We start from the raw sequence: 19,000 nt of genomic DNA, 5'->3' as shown, positions 1-19,000 counted from the left end.
ATCACTCGAACAAGTGTTCGATCATGGTGTATGCTCCAAATCGGAACGCTGACCGGTGGGCCCCTCCCAGGCGCCGGTCGGCGTCCCTACTTTGGAGCTCATGGGGATGCTGAGCTACGAGCGCCGTTGCGCCGAGATCGTCAACCAGACCTCACTGCTCGTTTCCGCCCTCGATGGCTTTGACCTCGGAAAACAGGTGCCGTCGACGCCGGACTGGACGGTGAACCAGCTCCTGCGCCACCTCGGCCATGCCCACCGCTGGGCCGACGAGATGATCCGCGAGAAGCTGCCGGAGATCGACCTCACCCGCAACCGGGCGCAGGACGTGGCCTCCTACGCAGGTGAAACAGCCGCCGAGCTGGGGCCGTGGCTGATGGAGGGTGCCTCCTCGTTGTCCTCGGCACTGCAGGCCGTCGACCCGAACGAGATGATCGCGTCGATGGGCGGTCACCCCGGCCCGCGGATGTGGTCGCGGCGCATGGCCAACGAGACCGTGATCCACAGGTGGGACGTGGTGAACGCACTGGGCGTGCCGTTCGAGATCGCCCCGGAGGTCGCGCAGGACGCACTGCGCGAGTGGACCGATTTCGCGCTGCCGTACTCGTTCCTGCGGTGGCCCGCCGAGACCGCTCCACTGCTCGGCCCCGGCCGCACGGTGCACCTGCACGCGACGGATGTCCCGGCCGAGCTCGTGATCGACCTCACGGGGCCGCGGCCGGTCGTGCGGGAGGGGCACGAGAAGGCGGCGGTGGCGTTGCGCGGCCCCGTGGTCGAGCTGGTGCTGGCGGTCTACCGGCGGCGGCCGGTGGAAGGGCTCGAGGTGTTCGGCGACGCGGAGCTGCTCGACGAGTTCCTGGCCGGAGTGCGCTTCTGAGGCGTGCTCAGAAGACGCGGCGCTTGAACCGCCACACGACGAGGGCGAGCAGTGCCGCGGCCAGGCCACCGAAGATCGCGGCCTCCACGAGCTGGAACGTCCAGAACCGTTCGGCGGGTTGGTACTCGACCCACTGCTGGACGCCGCGCTCGTGCAGATACGCGCCGAACTTCACGCCTTCCTTCTGCGCGGCGGAGTACATCGCCACGGAGTCGTAGAACGACAGCGGACGGCCGGACGAGTCCACGTAGCCCGTGGCGATGGTCCAGTCGAGGGGGTTGCCGGTCGACATCCGCGGATTGCCGGGGTCGACGGAATCGTCCGCCCCCACGAGCTCCACGAGGCGCTGCGGTTCCTGGAAGCTCGGCCGCAGCCAGCCCGCGACCACGACGCGGACCGCGAGGAATGCGCCGAGCGCGATCGCGATCGCGGGCAGGCTGCGGCGCAACAACGCACCTGCTGCCGTGGCGGCGGCGAACGCGAACAGCGCGTACCCCGCCGGAGCGAGCCCTTCCAGGTCGAACGCGTCGGCCCCGAACCGGCCGTCGAGGACGTCCATCGGCTGCCGGTACCAAGTGATCACCGCGGAGAAGACACCGGCGAGCACCACGGTCGCCAGCCCCAGAGCACCCAGTTTGACGGCCAGCCAACGCATCCTGGGCACGGACTGGGTCCAGGCGAACTGCCAGGTGCCCGCCTCCAGCTCGCGGGCCACCAGCGGTGCGCCGAAGAACGCGCCGATCAGGAACGGCACCAGGCTGAACAGGTTCAGCATCTTGGAGGCGTAGCCGTGTTCCTCGTTCAACCGCCTGATCGCGGTCGAGCACGTCTCGGAGACGTCGACGCCCACGCACTGACCGGCGCCACCGGGGAACAGCGAGTGCATCTGCAGTCCGACCGCGAGCAGAAAGGCCCCGATCGTCGCGACCAGCAGGCCGAGCGTCAGCATCTCCGCGCGGTGTTGCCGCCACGTCAGCCAGGTCATGCCGGCACCTCCGTCCTGGCCGTGGGCGCGACCTCGGTGCCCGCCGGGCGCCGCAGGTAGGCCAGCACCAGGTCTTCCAGGCCGACCGGGCTCGACTGCCAGCCAGGAGCCGCCGGCAGGCCACCGTCGCGCACGAGCAACGTCGTGTGCCGTTCGCTGTGAGTGGCCTCCACGACGGTGCCCGCCCTGTCGAGATCCGCCGTCGTGCGCGGGCCGACGAGCAACCGGTGCTCGTCCACCAGCGAGTCGATGTCCCCGGCGAGCGTGACCCTGCTGTGGTTGAGCACGATCAGGTGGTCGCAGACGCGTTCCAGCTCTGGCACGACGTGCGAGGAAAACAACACGGTCATGCCGTCGGCGGCGACCGCGCCCATCAAGGCTTGGAGGAACTCCAAGCGGGCGACCGGGTCGAGGCTGGCCATGGGCTCGTCGAGGACGAGCAGGTCCGGCCGCTTGGCCAACGCCAGCGCCAGCGCGACCTGAGCTTGCTGACCGCCGGAGAGCGCGCCGGCCTTGCGGTCGAGCGGGATCTCCAGCTGCGCCAGCCGCCGCTCGGCCAGCCCCTGGTCGAAGCGCAGGTTGCACGACCGGCCGAGGCGGAGCAGTTCCGCGACGGTGAAGTGCTTGTAGAGCGGGTGGTCCTGGGCGAGGAACCCGATGCGGGACAACACCTGCGGCGTGTTGGTGGCAGGGGACTCGCCCAACACCTCGACGCTGCCCGTGGTGGGCGCTAGCAGACCCACGGCCAGGCGCAGGAACGTGCTCTTGCCGGCGCCGTTGGGACCCACGAGCGCCGTCACCCTGCCGGTCGGCACGGACAGGCTGCAGTCACGCAGCGCCCACGTCCGGCGGTAGCGCTTTCCCAGTCCGTCCGTCCGGAGCGCGTATTCGGTTGCTGTCATGCGATGTTCTCATTCTTGGCTTGGTTGAGAGATGCGGTGAAGAGCGCGTTGATCGCCTGCTCGTCGAGGCCGGCGGCGCGTGCCCGGCCCAACCACGCCTCCAGGCCTCGCTGCAGCGAGGTGTAGGTCGCGGGCGAGATCGTGGCGGCTGAGGTCTCGTTGACGAAGGTGCCCTGCCCGGGACGCCCGGTGACCAGGCCTTCCTGTTCCAGCTGGCGATAGGCCTTGGCCACCGTGTTCGGGTTGATCGCGACGGCCTCGGACACCTCGCGGATCAGAGGCAGTCGATCACCGGGCTTCAGGAAGCCCAGCAGCACGGCCTGCCGCACCTGGTGGACGAGCTGCAGGTAGGGCGGCACGCCCGAGCGACTGTCGATCCGGAAGACGAACATGTGGTCCCCTTTACTGCTTTACTAGTTCCCTAGTAAAGCAGTAAAGGTCAGCTCGGGACAAGAGATCGCTGAGCTACGAGGAGTTCGGTCCGACCAAGCCGAGTGAGGCAGCGGAGCAGATCGCCCGGTTGTACGGTCCATGACCGGAGAATGCCTGCGCATGGACGCGGACGATCACGCCCGGCTGTTGCGTGCCGCGGGGAGGTGGCAACTGCCACCACGAATGCCACCAAACGCCAAAGCCCCGGTTGCCATGATCGGCAACCGGGGCTCTGAGCAGCGGTGGCGGTGGGATTTGAACCCACGGAGGCTTGCACCTCACACGCTTTCGAGGTCTGCGACCGTCTGTCCGGCCAGACTCAGCGAGGTGCGTCCGCGCAGGTCAGGGCCATACTCAGACGCCCTCCGGACGCCCGCGAACAGTGGCGAACAGTGCCGTACGAACGGCAACTGAGACGGAAACTGAGACGGAGCCATCCACTGTGGACACTGTCCGAGCGCGCTTCTACGCCCCCTCGGTACCCAACACAGTGACCCTCTCGAACTGTGCCACCTGCGTCCCTCTCAGAGCCGCCCCAGAGCGTCTCGGCCGACACCGCCGCGTCCGACAGTCTCTCTCCCGCCTTGTTCTGCAAGTGCCCTCCTGCGCGCACTGAGCAGCCGAACAGACCTATCGCGGGAAGACACGAGATGCCCACAGTGGGACACTGACGGGTATGAGCGAACAGCGGACGCTGACCGCAGCGGTACACCAAGAAGAGGATTGGTACATCGCTCAGTGTCTTGAGATCGACGTGGCCAGTCAGGGCCAGTCGATCGAGGAAGCGCTGAGCAATCTCCGTGAAGCGGTCGAGCTGTACCTGTCCGAGGTGCCTGAGCCTGCGGTGACCGCAACGCCGTTGGTGACCTCGTTCCAGGTGCCGGGAACGGCCGCGTGAGTCCTGCACTGTCGGACGTCTCCGTCCGCAAGGTCACTCGCGTCTTGGAATCGCTCGGATTCGAGCACGCCCGCACCAAGGGCAGCCACGCCGTGTACCGGCATGACGACGGCCGCACGGTCATCGTGCCCATGCACGGCACCGTGAAGCGCGGCACGCTCGCCTCGATCATCCGGCAGGCAGGCCTGACACCCGCCGAGTTCTTGGCGCTGCTGTAGCCGCTCCCCTGCCTCTCAGATATCGGTAACTGCGGTAACTGCGGTAACCGTGCTGGTCAGACGGTTACCGATTGAGGTGCGGTTACCGATCGGAACGGTAACCTCCGGCGTCACCTCGTGGCCTCCGACGACACAGACGCTGTAGCCGGGAGGGGGTGAACCAATGGCAGTGTTCGGCGACTGCATTCGAGCACCCTACAATCCCTTCACCAGCGGAGACGTTTGTGCCGGCCACCGAATTCAAGGTTCCTGCGGTAAGTACCAATGCCTTACCGAGACGCCTCACCTTGGACGCCGTCAGGCACTCGGGTTACCGCAGCGATCGGTAACCGCCCCCTCTGCGGTAACCGTCTGACCAGCACGGTTACCGCAGTTACCGCAGTTACCGATATCTGAGACCCCCTCCCGGCTACAGCCGTCCTAGAGGTAGGCCACGTTCGACGGCGTGCCGCCCGATAGGAACGTTGCGATCTGCTCCGCCGCTACCTGGTAGCAAAGCCGATTGGTGCCGGGAACGGTACGAGCAGCATGCGGGCTGACAATTGCTCCGGCGCAGTCCCACATTGGATGCTCGGGAGGCAAGGGTTCAGGATCGGTCACGTCGAGAGCCGCACGGAGACGGCCGCTCTGTAGCTCAAGGACGAGCGCGTCCGTGTCGACGACTTGACCACGACCAGCGTTTACCAGCAGCGCGCCATCGTCCATAGCAGCAAGGAACTTGGCATCCACAAGGCCCGCTGTCGTCTCCGTAAGAGGTGTCGTAACAACCACGACGGCGTGACCCGGAATCAGTTGCGGCAGTTCGTCGGGTCCGTGCACACCGTTTCGCGCAGAGCTGGCGACCAGCGTCGATTCAGCCTCAAAAGCCTCAAGCTTTCGCGCAACCGCTATCCCAATGCTTCCCGCTCCGACAATGAGAACACGCCTGCCAGCGAGCGTGTCAGCGTCGAACTTGCGATGAGCCCACGTGTGTTGGTCCTGAAACCTGACCAGCGCAGGCCATTGGCGCAGCTGCGTCAAAATTGCCGACAGCACCCACTCAGAAACCGGACCAGCGTGCGCGCCGCGTGCGCTAGCCACCGTCACGTGCTTAGGCACACGAGGCCTCCACTCGTCTACACCTGCCGAGAGGAGCTGCACCATTCGCAGGTCTGGTAGCACCTCAACCAAGCCAAGAGGTCGGTGACTCCCCCGGTATGGCGGCATGAGCAGTTGAACAGAACGCTGCAAATCGTCCAGAGCGAGATCATTAGGGTCGTATTCGACGAGTTCTAGCCCAGGAACAGCATTCAGATACTCGTAACCGCTTCTATCATCTTCCTCGTTACTCACGAGAATCCTAGACACAGCCACGGATTACTCCCCCTCAGCTCTGATCCGTCACTTGCGCAATCAAGTCACGCGCTTGCGCCTGCAGCGGCACACCGGACGCACTGTTATCAATGACCTTGTGTGACACGGGCGGCCGGAAGTCGATGTCAATCACATCCAGGTAGTCGGCCCAGTTCTCAATCTTGGACGCATCCCTAGCCGCTCCACGGTGCCGAATGTAGCTGTGCATAGTCGCAGGGTCGCAATATACCCACACAACAGTCATTGCAGCGTTCATGTCAGCACAGCTAGCCGCCATGCGATTTAGCCACGCCGTATCTTTGAACTCTTTGATAAACGGCGCCGTAACGATCGCACTGCTTCCACATTGAACGTTCTCAGTCATGGCATTGATGAGGGCTTCATACTCCCGTGGTCGCACCTTTGACAGATAGTCCTCTGACTCCCGATCATTTGGCGACAGTCCGAGGAGTTCAAGCGCAGCCTCAACAACAGGGCGAGTCAGCGTGTCCTTGTCCAACATTGGCCAACCGGTAGCGCGGGCGAGAATCCTGCCCAGCTCAGTTTTCCCGCTGCCCGCATAGCCGCCAATAAGAAATACGTGTGGCGCCACCGTGCGCATCTCAGTGCGATACACCTGGTCCGGCGCGTTCACGACGCGACCAGAACGCTCCTTACTGATAACCAAGCCCTCTTCTATCAGAAGCTCCATCGCCTTATTGATGGTGAAGACGCTGACGCCCCACTCCTTCCCCAGGGCACGCGTGGATGGCAACGCTTGCCCGTCACGCAACAGACCAGCAGCGATCTGATTGCGGATGTTGCGCGCCACCTGCTGGTAACCAGCTTCGGCTCGCGCGACGCGAGGACTCTCGCCTGACATGCAACCTCCGACCGCCTGGACTGCTGTTAGGCCGGAGCATACCAGCAACCAAACAGCGCACTGACCAGCGTTTGTGCTGGTAGCAGGCCTCTTCTAGGCAAATCTATACCAAACAGTTGACCTGCTCACATAACAACTGTTAGCGTCCTCCCTGTCGCCAGATGTGGCGGCGACCACACGGAAGGAACGCCGATGCGCACCACGGAAGACCAGGGCAACTACAGCCCGGACGGGCACGACGAAGCGTCGATTGACCTGCTGATCTCGGACGTTGAAGACGAGTTGGCGGAACTGCCGTTCGTCACGTCCGCGTTGCTGGACGGCACGGCCCGCGCGCAGCGGGACCGCCGCATCGTCAAGCGCACGTTGGGCGGCACCGTGACCGTCCTGCGCGTTCAGGCGACGTCCGTCCCGAGTGGGACGGAGGCCGCGTGATGGCCAGGACCCTGCGGAGCTTTGACGCCAGTCTGCGTGCCGCTGAGCAGCGTTTGCGTGACGTGTACGCCGGTCGCCCGACTGGTGACGAGGCGCAGGCGTGGGCGGCCTACTTCACCGCGCTGGCCGACGCCAAGTCGGCTCTGGCGGATGTCTTTGAGGCCGCGCGCGAAGTCGTGAAGCCTGGGGGTATCGCTTGGTCGGCGCTCTACGACGCTGAGAAAGCGAACCGGTACGAGGCTGAGGAGAACCGCAGGTCTGTCGGGTTGTACGTGGCCGCCGAGTTGACGGCGGTGGCGTGATGGCCCGCCGGTTCCCGTGGGTCAAGGCCTTGGTGCCGTGGTCGAACACGTGGGAGTACACCCGTGGCGTGCACGACGGGTTGCCGTTGCTGTCCTACGGCTGCGCCCCGCGCGACAAGCTGGCGACGTTCCGGCAGTTGCGGGCGATGGGGTTGCGTCCCAACGGAAACGACCCGATTGCGGTGCTGTACGTGCGGCACAACCGGTCCAAGAAGGTCTCGTTCGCGTCGCTGTACCTGATCGAGACTGCCGCACCGGTACGGCCGATGACGCCCGCCAAATACACGGCTCTCGCGAAGGCGAATCTGGCCCGTCGTGTCTGCCGCAGCTGCGGCAAAGACCCGCTCTACATCTTGCCGACGAGTACCCGGCAGTGCTGGGAGTGCTTCGAGGCCAACGAAAACGCTGAGATGACGGAGGCCGCGTGATGTCCACGGCTCTGACGTTCGCCGCTGTCCTGCCCGCGCTGCTGGTCGCGCACGCGGTTGGTGACCGCTGGGCGCAGACCGAACACCAGGCGGTCACCAAGGGCTGTGCAGGGCACGCGGGACGGGTTGCGTGTGCGTCGCACGTGCTCACCTACACGGCGGTGACCGCGACGGTCACGGCAATCGTGTGTGTCGCTCTGTCGCTGCCCGTGTCACTGACCGGGTTCCTCGCTGGTCAGGCCGTCTCGGCACTCACTCACTACTGGATTGACCGCCGTACGACGTTGGCCGCGTTCGTCGCCAGGTTCGCACCGTGGAAGCGCAACTACTACGCCAACGTGCCTGGCGGTGCGGAGCACCTGGACCAGTCCGCGCACATGGTGTGGCTGCTCGTCGCGGCTCTGCTCACCGCCGTCATCTGACTTCGCCCCGGACCGGTGGCCGTCCGGCCAGACATCTCCACCAGTCCGGGTCTCGCACCCATCGATCAATCTCCTGACCGAAAGGCAACTCCAGTGTCTACCACGACACCGAGTGACGGTACGGCTGACCAGCCGCCGCGACTGGCGGAGATCCTCGCCGTCTGGACCGAGAAGACCCCGGACGTGTCGGCCGGCAACGACGTCGTCGCCGCCTGGTTCGAGCTCAAGACCGAACTGTTGCGGCCAATCACCGAGAACCCCGACCACCCCGAGCACGACCAGGCGCGCCACTTCGCCGCCAAGGCCATGCAGACCGCGATCAGCTTGCGCAGCAAGGAGGACCAGCGATGACCACCATTCCAACGCCCGTGCTGCTCGTCGGCCTGACCGTCACGCTGCTCGCGGGATGCAAGCCGCTCCCGGAACAGGACACCGAACCGCGCCCGGCCGTGGAGTTCTCCACGAGCTGCGACGAGAACGACGTCGCCTTCAACGTGGAGCCCAACACCCTGCAAGCCCGTGCGGCAGCACAGGAGTGGTGCACGAAGTCCGGTGCCGCGATCAACAACATGCCGTGGCCGTCCGGCTTCCGCCCGGTGCCGCTGGAGGGACAGCGATGAACCTCCCCCTGCCCATCCTGCTGACCGTTCTCGCGCTCGCCGTTGTCGCCGTGATCGTGCTGTGGAAGGTGCTGCTGATCGGTGGCGGCATCCTCGCCGCGCAGTGGCTGATGTTCACCGCTGCTGCCGACAACCCGGCTCTTCAGTTCGCCGTGCTCGCGGTGCCCGCCCTCGTCGTGGCCGCCGTCATCACTCACCGCATGCCCGCCCACCGGAGCCGTCACGCCGCGCCCGGTTTTGGCTCCCGTTCCCGTGTCGCTGAGGAGGCTGCGCGATGACTAGCGCCTACCCGACCCCGATCGACAAGCTGACCGAGCAGGTTCGCACGCTGGCCACGGAGCAGGGTGCATGGCCGTCACTGCGGCAGATCAAGCAGCGGTGCAACGTCGGCCACCCGAAGGCCGTGGACGCCCTGGCGGCGTTGCGCGCCACGGGTTTCGACCCGGCCACGCCGGACGGCGAGACCGTTCAGGTGGTTGTGCCGGAGCGGCGCTTGCACTCCGTGCCCACCTCGGAGTCGCGGGAGTCCGATGAGGACCAGGCGGACTCCGCGACGGTCACGACCACCGCCGTGAGCGACCAAGCCCCCGTCATGGCCGAAACTGCCGACGAGGCCAGCACGGTTGCAGAACCGGCCATGAACGCTCCCATGGTGGAGGTTCCCGCCGATGTCACGTCCCCTGCGCAGAACGCGGCGGAGCCCACCCGGACGTCGGGCCTGTGGCGGAACGTGCCGCTGTACCTGATCGCTCTGGGCGCATTCGTCGCGATCTGGGGCGGCTGGGTGGGTCTGGGTCAGCTCACCGGTTTCGGCCCGGTGAACCTGCTGCCTGGCATCGGGAACGGCTGGACGCTCAACACCGCGATCACGCTGCCGCTGGGTATGGAGGCCTACGCCGCGTACGCGATGCGGGTGTGGCTGGACCGGTCCAAGTCCGCGCTGGCACGGCGGTTCGCGATGTGGTCGACCTTCGCCGCGCTGCTGCTCGGGATGAGCGGCCAGGTCGCGTACCACCTGATGCAGGCCGCTGGCATGTCTGCTGCGCCGTGGCAGATCACCACGTTCGTCTCCTGCCTGCCCGTGCTGGTTCTCGGTGGCGCGGCGGCCCTGGTCCACCTGTCCCACGACACGTCTGAGGTGCAGCGATGACCGTCGACCAGACCACCAATCCGACCGGCACCGAGACCACTGGAGAGGAGACCACCGTGCCCAGCAATGTCCGTGAGCTGCGACCGGGCACGGCGGTCGAGGTCGCTCCCGTGGTCGTCGACGCCGAGATCGTGGACGAGGACCAGGGCGACGCTGAGGCGACCGAACCGGCCGAGGTGACGCTGGTCGACCAGCCGGGCGGAGACTCGATCGACTGGGTTCGCCGGTTGCAGCAGGCCAAGCGGGAACCGATCCTGCCCGAGTACCTGCGGTCCATGAGCGAGGCCAAGGCCACCGCGAAGTGGGTGGCGGGCTACTACGCCCACACCGCTGGCTATCACGTGGTGCGCTCGCCGCTGTACGGGCTGCGCCTGGCCGTGCGCGCTCCGCGTGGCGTGCTGCTGCTCGCCGCGGCGACCGGCCGGTGGGTGTCCGACGCCGAAGGCCGCCAGGTGCGGGCAGCGTCGGTGCGCTCCGATGACGCCGCGACCTACCTGCGATTGTCGGCGCAGCGTGACGCCCGTGTGCGGTTCCGCGCCGTTGTGCTCGGGATCGGTCTGCTGGTCGGTGTGCCCGCGCTGATGCTGCTGCCCGACGCCGTGCCGAGCTGGGTGATGTGGGCGTGCAGCGCGCTGGCGCTGGCGGTGCTGGGCAAGCTCGGGACCCCGGCCGACAAGCCTGTCGTTTCCCCCGCCGTGGTGGCCAGCCGGTACGCCAAGCTCACCAGCGACGCGGTTACCCAGGCGCTGGCGTCGCTCGGTATCGCCTCGATCAACCAGGCGCTCAAGGCCGATCCGAGGTCCATCGGGTTCGTCTCGCCGATCCACAAGGACGGCCCCGGCTGGCGCGCTGAGATCGACCTGCCGGGCGGTGCGACGGCCGAGGACATCATCAAGAACCGCTCCAAGCTCGCCTCCGCGCTCGGCCGGCCGTTGGGCTCGGTGTGGCCGGAAGGCCGCGCGGACATCAGCCCGGCACGCCTGGTGTTGTGGGTGGGCGACGAGGACATGAGCCAGGCCAAGCAGCCCGCGTGGCCGCTGCGCAAGGGCGACGCGATCGACCTGTTCGACCCGCAGCCGTTCGGCACGGACGTGCGTGGCAACTGGGTGCGTTTCACGCTGATGTTCGTCTCCGGTGTCATCGGGGCGGTGCCGCGTATGGGCAAGACGTTCGCGTTGCGGCTGCTGCTGCTCATCGCCGCTCTGGACCCGCGTGCCGAGCTGCACGTGTTCGACCTCAAGGGAACCGGTGACCTCTCGCCGCTGGAGCCCGTGTCGCACCGCTACCGCGCCGGGGACGAGGAAGACGACATCCTCTACGCGCTGACCGCGTTGCGAGAGCTGCAGAAGGAGCTGCGCCGCCGCGCCAAGGTGATCCGGGAGCTGCCGCGCGACCTGTGCCCGGACAGCCAGCTCACCACGGAGCTTGCGTCGAAGAAGTCGCTGGGCCTGCACCCGATCGTCATCGGTGCCGATGAGGTGCAGATCTGGTTCGAGCACAAGGACCACGGTGCCGAGATCGAGGAGATCGTGACCGACCTGGTCAAGCGCGGCCCGGCCACGGGCATCGTGACTCTGCTGGCCACGCAGCGCCCGGACTCCAAGTCGATCCCCACGCAGATCAGTGACAACGCCATCCTGCGGTACTGCCTCAAGGTGGCCGGTCAGGTGCCCAACGACATGGTGCTTGGCACGTCCAGCTACCAGAACGGCGAGCGCGCCACGCAGTTCAACTTCAAGCGGGACAAGGGAGTTGGCCTGCTCAAGGGCGTCGTGGACGAGACGACCACGGTCAAGGGCGTCAAGTTCAACGGCCCGGACTCCGAGGCGCTGGTAGCCCGCGCACGGGCGCATCGCCTGGCAGCAGGCCGGATCACCGGCTACGCCGCTGGCCTTGACGTCACCGTGGACGAAACCGAGTCGGCCGCGAACACGCTGCTTGCCGACCTGCTCAACGTGTTCGGCGACAAGGACAAGCGCTGGTCGGAGTCCCTTGTGGACGCCCTGGCGGAGTTCCGGCCCGACCAGTACGGCCCGTGGGGCGAGCTGGACGGCGGCACCGCCAAGGCAACCCAGCTCGCCGCCGCGCTCAAGCCGTTCGGCATCGGCACCGGGCAGGTGTGGGGCACCGACCGGGAGACGGGCAAAGGCGCCAACCGCAAGGGCGTCGAACGTGCTCACATCGCCGCCGCACTCACCGAGCGTGACAAGAAAGCGAAGCGGGCGTAACCCCGCCACGGGTCTAGGTCTAGCGGCAGACCCCCTCTAGACCTAGACCCCCCACTAGACCACCACATACCGCCTGATCAGCGCCCTAGTGCCTAGAGGGCTTGGTCTCGCGCACCCAAAAACAGCCCCAGGAGGGCAATCTCATGACCCCCAAGGCCGTGACCCGCCTGACCTTACTCGCCGCCCTGATCGTTGCTCTCAGTGACATCGCGCCGCAGTGGCGCGGCCACGCCTGGCTGCTGCTTGCAGCATCCGCCCTGGTCTACGTCCTGTCGTGCTGGGCCTTCCCGTACCGGGACTGCCGCGCCTGCAAGGGACTCGGCCGCTCCGGCCGACGTCTGGGCGGCTTCCGGCTGTGCCACAGCTGCGACGCCACGGGCCGCCAGTTGCGCGCCGGACGTAAGGCGCTCAACGCCGTACGCCGCCACCGCTCTCGCGCTCGCTGACAAACCACAGCTCACCAAGGGGACGTGACATGTGCAGATCAGGCGGACGCCGCTGCAAGGGAAGCGCCAACAGCAGCCGCGCCACCCAGACCGCCCGTCAGCAGCGCAGCCGCGCCCGGCGCGCACTGCGCCAGGCACGCGCCGCAGGCGACGACAGCGCCGCACAGCAGGCACAGCAACGACTCGACGACGCCAACGCAATCCTCAAGCGCCACAAGGAGAATCGCGTGTCCAGCCACGACAGCCACGATGCCGACCAGCAGCCGCGCGACGACGCCGCACGTCAGCACGGGGACGTGACCAACATCGTGCACGGCGAGATCCGTGGTTTTCAGGCCGACGTCATCAACGGCGGCTTGACCTTCGACGCCTCCACGGGCCGCTTCACCATCGGCAACGACCGAGGTGACGGAGGGGACGTGACTGCGCCGCATGGGGTGCACATCAACAACTTCACGCAGTCCGCTGGACGGGTTGGCAGCCAGAACGACATCAACCGCGACGACGTCACCCTCACCGTCGGAAGCACGCGAAACGACAGTGCCCACGCCCAAGACCGTGCGCGCCACCAGGAAGAACGTGCGCGGTACCGACAGGAACGGGCGCAGTACAGGGCAGAGCGCGCGGCGCGTGCAGGCACGTCGCAGCCGCCCAGCGGGGGCTTCAACGTCCACACCGGACCAGACGGCACGGGTCCCGTGAACATCACCGACGACAACGGCAACACGCTCTTGCAGGCCGGAACCGTGCACGGCGGCATCTGGGTCAACGGCAAACGCGTCCAGTAGCACGCTCCGTCCCTGGTCATCGCAGGGACGTGACATCTCGCTTTCCTTACGCCATAGGAGATCTCGTCATGTCTACGAACATGCTGCTGGACCACGCACTCACCGCAGCACAGATGGGCTACTACGTCTTCCCGCTGCGCCCCGGCACCAAGCGCCCCGCGCTCCACAAGGCGGAGCGGTGCCCGCGTACCGGAGCGTGCCACGACGGCCACAAGGGATGGGAGCAGCGGGCCACCACGGACCCGGACGTGATCGAGCGCTGCTGGTCGGCAGGGCCGTTCAACATCGGCATCGCCACCGGACCGAGCGGACTGGTCGTGGTTGACCTCGACACCCGCAAGTCACCCGCCGATGTTCCCCCGCCACGCTGGAACCGGGAGGGGGTCGTCGACGGCCACGACGTCTTCCGCTCCCTCTGCAGGGACGCGGGTGAGGACATTCCGTGGGAGACCAGGACGGTGAGCACCGCCCGCCATGGGACGCACTTCTACTTTCGTGAGCCGTCGACTGTGGAGCTGCGCAACACCGAGGGCGAGCACGGCAACGGACTCGGATGGAAGGTCGACACCCGCGCGCACGGCGGCTACGTCGTCGCCCCCGGCTCGATCACTCCAGACGGCGAGTACCGGCTCACCAAGGACGCCCTTCCGCTGCCCCTCCCGGTGTGGCTGGTCCACTGCCTCACTCCTAGGCCACGTACGGCCGTCTCAGCGCCCGTTGTGGTGCCCGCACAGCGGTTGCCCCGCTACGTCACCGCCGCACTCGACGGCGAGTGCGACAAACTCTCAGCGGCCCAACCAGGCACCCACGACAAGGCCGCGTTCGTGGCGGGCATCGCTCTCGGGCAACTCGTCGGTGCCGGAGTGCTCCCCTCGGCTACAGCAGAAGCCCGTCTCATGGCAGCCGCCACGAACCTGATCAGCGGTGAATGCGACTGCACCGAGGCCAAGGTGCGCCGCAACGTCCGCAACGGCATCACAGCCGGAGCCTCACGGCCGCGAACTTTGCCGGCCGAATCCAACGCCCGCCCCACCGCCACGACCACGCCCCTGTTCACCGAACGAGGTGCGGCATGAACACACGGTTCTTGCTCGGCACGCATCAGCCTGGATGGCTCGGCAAGGCCGGTGTGCCACTGTTCGTCGCCGATCCCCGGTTGCGGGTCTACAAGACGCTGCCGCGCGCAGCTGCGCCGTGGGCACTCGACTCCGGTGGCTTCACGGAGTTGCAGTACTTCGGCCGCTGGACCATCACGCCTGCCGAGTACGTGGCGCGCGTTCGCCGCTACCGCGACGAGATCGGCCACCTCGACTGGGCCGCGCCACAAGACTGGATGTGCGAACCGGTCGTCATCGCGGGCGGACAGTTCGGCCCCCTGCGGTTCGTCGGCACTCACCTCTCGGTGATCGAGCACCAACGCCGCACCGTGGACAACATCGCGCAGCTGCGAGACATGGCACCTGACCTACCGTTCGTACCTGTCATTCAGGGCTACACCCGAGACGAGTACCTGAACTGCGTCGACCTGTATGACAAAGCAGGGTTCGACCTCACAACCGAACCGCTGGTAGGACTCGGATCAGTGTGCCGTCGCCAGGCAACCGGGGAAGCGCACGACATCATCCGCGCGCTGCACGCCTGCGGAATCACGCGCCTGCACGGCTTCGGCGTCAAAACCCTCGGGTTGCAGCGCTACGGCGACCTGCTGGCCTCTGCCGACTCGCTGGCGTGGTCACGAGACGGCCGCTTGAAGCGGCGACCGGTGTGCGGCTCCACACGACACAAAAACTGCGCCAACTGCCTGACGTTCGCGTTGGAGTGGCGCTCCCGCCTGCTCGATCAGATCGCCCCGGCCCCGCAACTGCGGCTGTTCGACCTCGGAGGTGCGGCATGACCACGACCACCCTCAACGGCGCGCAGATCCTCGACGACGTCCAGGCGTTCCTGTCGCGGTTCAACGCCTTCCCTGACGAGCACTGCGCGCCCATGTTGGCGCTCTGGTACGCCCACACCTGGGCAGCCGAGCACTTCTACATCACCCCGCGACTCGTGCTGTCCAGCGCGGAACCCGGCTCCGGCAAAACCCGCGTGCTCGAAGTCTCCCGCCACCTGGTCCGCACGCCGGAGATGACGTTCTCCGCCACCCCGGCAGCGTTGTTCCGCATGGTCGGTGCCGGACCGCTCACCATCCTGTTCGACGAGGTCGACGCCATTTTTGACAGCAAGGGTGGCGGTAACGAGGACCTCCGCGCGCTGGTCAACGCCGGATACAAGCGCTCTGCCACCGTGGCCCGCTGCAAAGGCGACGCGGGAAACATGGTCATTGAGCGGTTCCCCGTCTACGCACCTGCCGCGTTGGCCGGAATCGCCGGACGCATGCCAGACACCATCACTACCCGCGCCATCACCATCCACATGCGCCGCCGTCGCCCTGACGAACGAGTGGAGGCGTTCCGCGAACGGACCGTGGAAGAGCAGTCCGCACCGATTCGTGAGGCACTCGCCACGTGGATGGAGGTAGTGGGCGAACGTGTCGGGGCCGCCTACCCGGACATGCCTGAGGGCGTCACCGACCGTGCCGCCGAAATCTGGGAACCGCTGCTCGCAATCGCTGACTTTGCGGGCGGGCGTTGGCCCGAGACCGCGCGCGCCGCGTGCCTGCACTTCGTAAAGGCCGCGCAAACCAACCCGACGTCCGAGCGAATCCGGCTGCTGGCCGATCTCCGCAGCGTTTTCAGCGACCGTGGCGTGACCCGCATGAGCACCGTGGAAATCCTCGCCGTCCTGCACAGCATGGACGAAGCGCCATGGGGCGACTACTACGGCAGGCCGATCAACGCCCGCCAATTGGCGATGGAACTCAGCGCGTACGGCGTCAAGGTCACCGCTTTCAAGAACGGTGCCAAGACGTTCAAGGGCTACGTCATCGACGGCCCTAACGGTCTGGGCGATGCATGGGCGCGCTACCTGCCGGAGCCGAAGTCTGACGAGAACTCGGAAGGTGAGCACTGATGAACGAGAACATCGAGACGCCTGTCGAGCACATCGTGTTGACGGTCGAGCAGGCAGCAAAGCGCCTCAACATTGGTCGGACGCTCATGTACGAACTCGTCACCACTGGTGTCGTCGAATCGGTGCACATCGGTCGCCTGCGCCGGGTTCCTTTGCAGGCGCTCACGAACTACGTCAACAAGCTCATGGCCAGCACGCCGAACCCGGAAGCCGCGTAGGGGGACAAAATGGGACGCAAGTCGAATGGTGAATCGAGCATCTACGAGGGTTCTGACGGCTACTGGCACGGGCGCGTGACGGTCGGCACGAAGGACGATGGCAGCCCGGATAGGCGGCATGTTCAGGCCAAGACACGGCCCGAGGTCGCGAGGAAGGTTGCGAAGCTCGAACAGGAGCGCGACGCGGGCAAGGTGCGCAAGACCGGTAAGGCCTGGACGGTTGAGAAGTGGCTGAATCACTGGTTGGAGAACATCGTTGCTCCACCCGCGATCACGGAGAACGCGTTCAGCGCGTACGAGGTAGCGGCACGCGTGCACCTCATTCCCGGCATCGGAAAGCACCGGATCGACAAGCTCGAACCGGAGCACCTGGAAAAGCTGTACCGGAAGATGATCCGGGAGGGTGCGAAGTCGTCGCGTGCTCACCAGGTCCACCGGACGATTCGAGCGGCGTTGAACATCGCTGTCCGGCGCAAGTACATCACCGAGAATCCCGCCTTGATTGCGCGTGCTCCGAAGATCGAGGAATTCGAGGTCGAGCCCTACTCGGTGGACGAGGTCAAGAGGCTGCTCGAAACGGCGCAGAAGCGTCGTAACAGCGCCCGATGGGCGATCGCTCTCGCGCTCGGACTGCGGCAGGGTGAGGCGTTGGGCCTGAAGTGGGCTGACGTGGATCTCAAGCTCGGCACGCTGACCGTGCGACGTAGCCGCCTGCGTCCTCGGTGGAAGCACGGATGCGACGACCAGCCGTGCGGACACAAGCTCGGCGGACACTGCCCGCAGCGGGTCGCGTTGCGGCAGGAAACGGCCGGTACGAAGTCGAGGGCAGGCACGCGAGGCATCGGCCTACCTGACGAGTTGGTGGCGCTGCTGAAGCAGCACAAGACCACTCAGGACAGGGAGCGGCGGCAGGCCGCACAGCTCTGGACGGAGACCGGTTACGTGTTCACCACGGCGACCGGTGGTCCACTGAATCCACGCACGGACTACACCGAGTGGAAGAACCTGTTGAAGGCTGCCAAGGTGCCGGACGGTCGGCTTCACGACGCCCGCCACACGGCGGCAACGGTGCTGCTGCTGCTCGGTGTGGCTGAGCGAACGGTGATGGGGATCATGGGCTGGTCGAACACGGCGATGGCTGCCAAGTACCAGCACATCACCGCCTCGATTCGGCGAGACGTCGCTCAGCGCGTCGGTGGGCTGCTCTGGGAGCCTGCCGAAACGGCCGACGAGAGCGATGACGAGGACGGCGCGGCAGGGGTGCCGATTCCGGCCTAGCGGCCACAACTGAGACGGGAACTGAGACTAAACGTCAGAGCCCCGATCACCGGAAGTGGTGATCGGGGCTCTGACCTGCGGTGGCGGTGGGATTTGAACCCACGGAGGCTTGCACCTCACACGCTTTCGAGGCGTGCTCCTTCGGCCGCTCGGACACGCCACCGGTAAGAACAATACACAGCCGGATCCAGCGGGTTAACGCTGGGTCCGGAAGAAGCGTTCGAGCAGGTCAGCGCACTCCTCTTCGAGCACACCGCCGTGCACCTCCGGCCGGTGGTTGAGCCGGCGGTCGCGAACGACGTCCCAGAGCGACCCCACAGCGCCCGTCTTGGGCTCCCAGGCGCCGAAGACGAGACGAGAAACACGCGCCAGCACCAGGGCGCCCGCGCACATCGTGCAGGGTTCCAACGTGACCGCGAGGGTGCAGCCGTCGAGGCGCCAGCCATCGCCGTACTTGGTGGCCGCCTCGCGCAACGCCAGGATCTCGGCGTGCGCCGTCGGGTCGCCGAGTGCCTCACGGGCGTTGCAGGCTTCGGCGAGCACCGAGCCGTCGGGCGCGAAGACGACGGCGCCGATCGGGACGTCGGCACCGGCACCGGCGGCCGCCTGGATGGCCCTGCGGACGAGGTCGGAGTCGTTCACGCCTGGATCGTGTCGAGCAGCTTCGTGAACTCGTCGATGAAGCCGATGCGCTGGGCGATCATCTGGAGCTGCTCGTCCGGGTAGAGGTCGACCTGGTCGACGATGATCTGGAGCTCGTGCGCGGGCATGCCGAGGTCGGACAGCACCCCGAGATCGCCCTCCGGCCAGAGCTCGGTGTCCTCCTCATCCGGCGGTTCGACGCGCAGGAGGTCCAGGACGTCGGCTGCGATGTCGTAGTCCAGGGCGGCGGCCGCGTCGGAGAGCAGCAACGCCACGCCGCCAGGCACGGGGCGCAGGATGATGAAGAACTCGTCGTCGACCGCGAGCAGACCGAACACGGCGCCGGTCGACCTCAGTTGGCGCAGCTGTGTGATCGCCGCGTCCAGCTCCGACAGCGCGGAGCTGTCCATCCTGCTGCACCGCCAACGGCCGTCCTCCCGGACGACCGCGACCGCGAAGCCGTTGACCGGCTCCTGCTCTGTCATGAGCACACCGTAGGGCCCAGAC

26 protein-coding genes and 1 tRNA gene are annotated in these 19,000 nt (G+C 66.5%); 19 read left to right on the top strand and 8 right to left on the bottom strand.

The genetic code is table 11. The features are described from left to right. The first annotated feature begins 100 nt into the window (after window positions 1-100). On the top strand, window positions 101-874 hold the full coding sequence (locus ABFX45_RS02315) for a maleylpyruvate isomerase family mycothiol-dependent enzyme (RefSeq protein WP_346127181.1): 774 nt from the start codon (window positions 101-103) through the stop codon (window positions 872-874). 7 nt (window positions 875-881) lie between these two features. On the opposite strand, the gene ABFX45_RS02310 is transcribed toward ABFX45_RS02315, so the two are convergent. Genes ABFX45_RS02310 through ABFX45_RS02300 form a run of 3 tightly spaced genes read right to left on the bottom strand, consistent with a single transcriptional unit; the run spans window position 882 to window position 3,153 of the window. Then, window positions 882-1,859, bottom strand: a complete 978-nt coding sequence (locus ABFX45_RS02310; RefSeq protein ID WP_109630767.1) for an ABC transporter permease subunit — start codon at window positions 1,857-1,859, stop codon at window positions 882-884. Beyond that, the gene (locus tag ABFX45_RS02305) at window positions 1,856-2,761 is read right to left on the bottom strand and encodes an ABC transporter ATP-binding protein (protein WP_109630762.1); all 906 of its coding nucleotides are present in this window, start codon (window positions 2,759-2,761) and stop codon (window positions 1,856-1,858) included. Before ABFX45_RS02305 ends, ABFX45_RS02310 begins: the two co-directional genes overlap by 4 nt. Further along, entirely contained in the window at window positions 2,758-3,153 is a 396-nt protein-coding gene (locus tag ABFX45_RS02300) for a GntR family transcriptional regulator (RefSeq protein ID WP_109630758.1), read from the bottom strand. Before ABFX45_RS02300 ends, ABFX45_RS02305 begins: the two co-directional genes overlap by 4 nt. Window positions 3,154-3,869: 716 nt before the next feature. On the opposite strand from ABFX45_RS02300, the gene ABFX45_RS02295 reads away from it, so the two are divergent. Continuing rightward, a complete protein-coding gene (locus ABFX45_RS02295; RefSeq protein ID WP_346127177.1) occupies window positions 3,870-4,091 on the top strand; it encodes a type II toxin-antitoxin system HicB family antitoxin in 222 nt (73 codons plus the stop codon). Then, window positions 4,088-4,309: a type II toxin-antitoxin system HicA family toxin gene (locus tag ABFX45_RS02290; RefSeq protein ID WP_346127175.1), complete on the top strand. Its 222-nt coding sequence runs from the start codon at window positions 4,088-4,090 to the stop codon at window positions 4,307-4,309. The genes ABFX45_RS02295 and ABFX45_RS02290 overlap by 4 nt, the downstream gene beginning before the upstream one ends. Window positions 4,310-4,729: 420 nt before the next feature. On the opposite strand, the gene ABFX45_RS02285 is transcribed toward ABFX45_RS02290, so the two are convergent. Together ABFX45_RS02285 and ABFX45_RS02280 are read right to left on the bottom strand one after the other, a co-directional pair. Further along, window positions 4,730-5,641, bottom strand: a complete 912-nt coding sequence (locus ABFX45_RS02285; RefSeq protein ID WP_346127173.1) for an NAD(P)-dependent oxidoreductase — start codon at window positions 5,639-5,641, stop codon at window positions 4,730-4,732. 34 nt (window positions 5,642-5,675) lie between these two features. Then, a complete protein-coding gene (locus ABFX45_RS02280) occupies window positions 5,676-6,524 on the bottom strand; it encodes a GntR family transcriptional regulator (protein WP_346127171.1) in 849 nt (282 codons plus the stop codon). A 192-nt stretch (window positions 6,525-6,716) separates the two neighbouring features. On the opposite strand from ABFX45_RS02280, the gene ABFX45_RS02275 reads away from it, so the two are divergent. From ABFX45_RS02275 to ABFX45_RS02200, 16 genes are all read left to right on the top strand, one after another. Beyond that, window positions 6,717-6,959 carry a hypothetical protein gene (locus ABFX45_RS02275; protein WP_346127169.1) on the top strand — a complete coding sequence of 81 codons (243 nt, stop codon included), beginning with the start codon at window positions 6,717-6,719 and terminating at the stop codon, window positions 6,957-6,959. Next, complete coding sequence (locus ABFX45_RS02270; protein WP_346127167.1) at window positions 6,959-7,261, top strand: hypothetical protein; 303 nt, start codon at window positions 6,959-6,961, stop codon at window positions 7,259-7,261. Before ABFX45_RS02275 ends, ABFX45_RS02270 begins: the two co-directional genes overlap by 1 nt. Continuing rightward, window positions 7,261-7,689, top strand: a complete 429-nt coding sequence (locus ABFX45_RS02265) for an RRQRL motif-containing zinc-binding protein (RefSeq protein WP_346127165.1) — start codon at window positions 7,261-7,263, stop codon at window positions 7,687-7,689. Before ABFX45_RS02270 ends, ABFX45_RS02265 begins: the two co-directional genes overlap by 1 nt. Further along, window positions 7,689-8,111, top strand: coding sequence for a DUF3307 domain-containing protein (locus ABFX45_RS02260; protein WP_346127163.1), 423 nt, complete (start codon window positions 7,689-7,691; stop codon window positions 8,109-8,111). The genes ABFX45_RS02265 and ABFX45_RS02260 overlap by 1 nt, the downstream gene beginning before the upstream one ends. 93 nt (window positions 8,112-8,204) lie before the next feature. After that, window positions 8,205-8,462 (top strand): hypothetical protein, encoded by a 258-nt coding sequence (locus tag ABFX45_RS02255; RefSeq protein WP_346127161.1) that lies wholly within the window; start codon window positions 8,205-8,207, stop codon window positions 8,460-8,462. Beyond that, complete coding sequence (locus tag ABFX45_RS02250; RefSeq protein ID WP_346127159.1) at window positions 8,459-8,731, top strand: hypothetical protein; 273 nt, start codon at window positions 8,459-8,461, stop codon at window positions 8,729-8,731. The genes ABFX45_RS02255 and ABFX45_RS02250 overlap by 4 nt, the downstream gene beginning before the upstream one ends. Further along, window positions 8,728-9,009, top strand: coding sequence for a hypothetical protein (locus ABFX45_RS02245; RefSeq protein ID WP_346127157.1), 282 nt, complete (start codon window positions 8,728-8,730; stop codon window positions 9,007-9,009). Before ABFX45_RS02250 ends, ABFX45_RS02245 begins: the two co-directional genes overlap by 4 nt. Next, on the top strand, window positions 9,006-9,881 hold the full coding sequence (locus ABFX45_RS02240) for an ABC transporter permease (RefSeq protein WP_346127155.1): 876 nt from the start codon (window positions 9,006-9,008) through the stop codon (window positions 9,879-9,881). Before ABFX45_RS02245 ends, ABFX45_RS02240 begins: the two co-directional genes overlap by 4 nt. After that, complete coding sequence (locus ABFX45_RS02235; RefSeq protein ID WP_346127153.1) at window positions 9,878-12,109, top strand: DUF3631 domain-containing protein; 2,232 nt, start codon at window positions 9,878-9,880, stop codon at window positions 12,107-12,109. Before ABFX45_RS02240 ends, ABFX45_RS02235 begins: the two co-directional genes overlap by 4 nt. A 143-nt stretch (window positions 12,110-12,252) precedes the next feature. Continuing rightward, a complete protein-coding gene (locus ABFX45_RS02230) occupies window positions 12,253-12,555 on the top strand; it encodes a hypothetical protein (RefSeq protein WP_346127151.1) in 303 nt (100 codons plus the stop codon). Window positions 12,556-12,584: 29 nt separating this feature from the next. Then, window positions 12,585-13,343: a hypothetical protein gene (locus tag ABFX45_RS02225; protein WP_346127149.1), complete on the top strand. Its 759-nt coding sequence runs from the start codon at window positions 12,585-12,587 to the stop codon at window positions 13,341-13,343. A 68-nt stretch (window positions 13,344-13,411) separates the two neighbouring features. Beyond that, window positions 13,412-14,419 carry a bifunctional DNA primase/polymerase gene (locus ABFX45_RS02220; RefSeq protein WP_346127147.1) on the top strand — a complete coding sequence of 336 codons (1,008 nt, stop codon included), beginning with the start codon at window positions 13,412-13,414 and terminating at the stop codon, window positions 14,417-14,419. Next, window positions 14,416-15,237, top strand: a complete 822-nt coding sequence (locus ABFX45_RS02215) for a deazapurine DNA modification protein DpdA family protein (protein ID WP_346127145.1) — start codon at window positions 14,416-14,418, stop codon at window positions 15,235-15,237. Before ABFX45_RS02220 ends, ABFX45_RS02215 begins: the two co-directional genes overlap by 4 nt. After that, window positions 15,234-16,355: a DUF3631 domain-containing protein gene (locus tag ABFX45_RS02210; RefSeq protein ID WP_346127143.1), complete on the top strand. Its 1,122-nt coding sequence runs from the start codon at window positions 15,234-15,236 to the stop codon at window positions 16,353-16,355. Before ABFX45_RS02215 ends, ABFX45_RS02210 begins: the two co-directional genes overlap by 4 nt. Next, on the top strand, window positions 16,355-16,573 hold the full coding sequence (locus tag ABFX45_RS02205) for an excisionase family DNA-binding protein (protein WP_346127141.1): 219 nt from the start codon (window positions 16,355-16,357) through the stop codon (window positions 16,571-16,573). The genes ABFX45_RS02210 and ABFX45_RS02205 overlap by 1 nt, the downstream gene beginning before the upstream one ends. Window positions 16,574-16,582: 9 nt before the next feature. Next, window positions 16,583-17,851 carry a tyrosine-type recombinase/integrase gene (locus ABFX45_RS02200; protein ID WP_346127138.1) on the top strand — a complete coding sequence of 423 codons (1,269 nt, stop codon included), beginning with the start codon at window positions 16,583-16,585 and terminating at the stop codon, window positions 17,849-17,851. A 78-nt stretch (window positions 17,852-17,929) separates the two neighbouring features. Here ABFX45_RS02200 and ABFX45_RS02195 read toward each other — a convergent pair. The 3 genes from ABFX45_RS02195 to ABFX45_RS02185 form a co-directional block, all read right to left on the bottom strand. Next, window positions 17,930-18,014: transfer RNA gene (locus ABFX45_RS02195), tRNA-Ser, on the bottom strand. Window positions 18,015-18,046: 32 nt separating this feature from the next. Then, window positions 18,047-18,493, bottom strand: coding sequence for a nucleoside deaminase (locus ABFX45_RS02190; RefSeq protein WP_346127136.1), 447 nt, complete (start codon window positions 18,491-18,493; stop codon window positions 18,047-18,049). Continuing rightward, a complete protein-coding gene (locus ABFX45_RS02185; protein WP_109633020.1) occupies window positions 18,490-18,978 on the bottom strand; it encodes a tRNA adenosine deaminase-associated protein in 489 nt (162 codons plus the stop codon). Before ABFX45_RS02185 ends, ABFX45_RS02190 begins: the two co-directional genes overlap by 4 nt. Window positions 18,979-19,000 lie beyond the last annotated feature (22 nt).

Source organism: Lentzea roselyniae (assembly GCF_039537795.1).
Classification (GTDB): domain Bacteria; phylum Actinomycetota; class Actinomycetes; order Mycobacteriales; family Pseudonocardiaceae; genus Lentzea; species Lentzea atacamensis.
Note: the sequence above shows the minus strand (reverse complement) of the source record. Positions and strands in the feature narration are given on the sequence as shown.